Source organism: Intrasporangium sp. (assembly GCF_051961875.1).
GTDB lineage: Bacteria > Actinomycetota > Actinomycetes > Actinomycetales > Dermatophilaceae > Intrasporangium_A.
Genome location: NZ_JBQCCV010000167.1, coordinates 1 through 2,104, shown reverse-complemented (window position 1 = coordinate 2,104; position 2,104 = coordinate 1). Strand labels below are relative to the sequence as shown.

The 2,104-nt window shown below is 70.7% G+C and carries 3 protein-coding genes; 2 read left to right on the top strand and 1 reads right to left on the bottom strand.

Annotation, left to right across the window (positions count from 1 at the left end; all coding sequences use genetic code 11):
• The first annotated feature begins 255 nt into the window (after positions 1-255).
• The gene (locus tag ACTHJJ_RS10070) at positions 256-624 is read left to right on the top strand and encodes an ArsR/SmtB family transcription factor (RefSeq protein ID WP_440302808.1); all 369 of its coding nucleotides are present in this window, start codon (positions 256-258) and stop codon (positions 622-624) included.
• A gap of 12 nt (positions 625-636) precedes the next feature.
• A complete protein-coding gene (locus ACTHJJ_RS10065) occupies positions 637-1,611 on the top strand; it encodes an SRPBCC family protein (RefSeq protein ID WP_440302807.1) in 975 nt (324 codons plus the stop codon).
• Between the two features lie 32 nt (positions 1,612-1,643).
• Here ACTHJJ_RS10065 and ACTHJJ_RS10060 read toward each other — a convergent pair.
• On the bottom strand, positions 1,644-2,104 hold a 461-nt coding region (locus ACTHJJ_RS10060; protein WP_440302806.1), incomplete at its 5' end, for a Crp/Fnr family transcriptional regulator.

Genomic DNA, 2,104 nt, shown 5'->3' with positions numbered 1-2,104 from the left:
GCAGAAACTAAGGCACAGCAACGGCTTCTCGCAGATGGACTGGTTGGAGTGAAGGTCACCCTGGTTCACAGAGAAGGACTCAGGGTCACCCTCACCCCAACCCACCGGCGGCCGGGCGGCAGACCCGCCGCACGCGCGACGCCCTCCGTCAACAGCCGCTTTTCACCACGCCGCACAGGCGATCCTCGATCGCCGAGGGCAACCACGGTCATCTCCCCCTTGACGCCTCCCCCACCCCTGCTAACGTACAACGACATGGTTGTACGTCAGCTCGACGACGACACCGTGGACCGGATCTTCCGGGCGCTCGCCGATGCCACCCGTCGCGACATCCTGCGCCGCTGCCTCAGCGAGGAGGCATCGGTCTCGCAGCTGGCCATGGCGTACGACATGTCCTTCGCCGCCGTGCAGAAGCACGTCGCCGTGCTGGAGGGGGCGGGGCTGGTGGCGAAGCACCCGCAGGGCCGCGAGCGCATCGTGTGCGGGCGCCCGGCAACCCTCGCCCAGGCACGAGACCTGCTCGCCCGCTACGAGGAGCTCTGGCGCGCCCGCATCAGCCGGCTGGACGCACTGCTCGCCGAGGACGCACCCGCCACCAGCACCACCACCGACCCGCACACCTGACCGGAGGCACTCATGCCCGTCACGTCCGTGACGCGAGACCCCGAGGCGCTCACCCTCACCGTCGTCGCCGAGTTCCCGGTCGGCGTCCAGCGTCTGTGGGACGCCTACATGGACCCGCGCCAGCTGGAGCGGTTCTCGGGCCCGCCGACCTACCCCGCCACGTTCACCCGCCACGACGCCGCGGCCGGTGGACGGTCCGCGTACACGATGACCGGTCCGGAGGGCGACAGCCACGGCGGCTACTGGGAGTGGCTCGTCGTCGAGCCGCTGCGCGCCTTCGAGGTCCGCGACGGCTTCACGACGCCGGACGGCGAGCCGGACGCGGGGATGCCGTCGATGCGGATGCAGTTCGTGTTCGAGGAGACGGAGAACGGATCGCGCGTCACGACCACCACGTTCTTCAACTCCACCGAGGAGCTGGAGAAGCTGCTCCAGATGGGCATGGACGAGGGAATGCGCCAGGCCATGGGACAGATGGACGACGTCCTCGCCGACCTGACCTCGTTCGCCGCCGGGCGCGCCACCGAGGCTCAGATCCTGTCCGACACCCAGGTCCGGGTCACGCGCGTCGTCCGCGGCAGCGTCGAGCAGGTGTGGCGCGCCCACCACGACGCCGACCTGATGAAGAAGTGGTTGCTCGGCCCCGAGGGCTGGTCGATGCCGGTCTGCGAGGTGGCGACGACGGTCGGCGAGAAGTACCGCTACGAGTGGGAGCGGGCCGACGGCGGGCAGGAACGCTTCGGCTTCGAGGGCGAGCTGCTCGAGTCGGTGCCGCCGCACAGGGCGGTGACGACCGAGCGGATGATCGGCATGCCGGGCGAGGGCACCGTCAACGAGCTCACCCTCACCCCCGTCGCCGAGGGCACCCTGCTCTCGCTCGTCATCACCTACCCCGACGCGCAGACCCGCGACATGGTCCTCGGCACCGGCATGACCGGCGGGATGGAGACCAGCTATGCCAGGCTGGAGCAGGAGATCCTCGCCTGACAGCCGACACCCGAGGCGGCTGCGGCAGCTCGTCAGGAGTCGGCGAAGCGGCGCAGGGCCTCCAGGTCGTCCAGACGAACCTGCGTCCCGTTCACCGTCGTCCAGCCGCGCCGGCAGAACTCGCCCAGGGCGCGGTTGAGCGACTGCCGGGTCGCCCCGACCCTGGCCGCGACGCCCGTCTGGTTCATGCCCAGCTCGCACACCGCGACGCCACCGTCCTTGGTCCGCGACTCGGTGACGAGCAGCTTGGCCAGGCGTCGCGGCACGTCGAGGAACACCAGGTCGGAGGCGACGCCGGTCACGTGCCGGACCGTGGCCGCCAGGCGCGCGGCAACGTGGAGCAGCGCCACGGGATGGTCGAGCAGGACCTCACGGACGTCGTCGGCCGGCACGGCGAGCAGCTCGGTGTGCTCGAGCGCGTCGACGGTGGCCGAGCGCGGCTCGGACGAGAGGACGGACACCTCACCGAGGCAGTCCCCGGGTCCCAGCACCC

Excerpts from the sequence above, each read along its gene's own strand:
- ACTHJJ_RS10065 (WP_440302807.1), top strand. The coding sequence starts at position 637 with ATGCCCGTCACGTCCGTGACGCGAGACCCCGAGGCGCTCACCCTCACC.
- ACTHJJ_RS10070 (WP_440302808.1), top strand. The coding sequence starts at position 256 with ATGGTTGTACGTCAGCTCGACGACGACACCGTGGACCGGATCTTCCGG.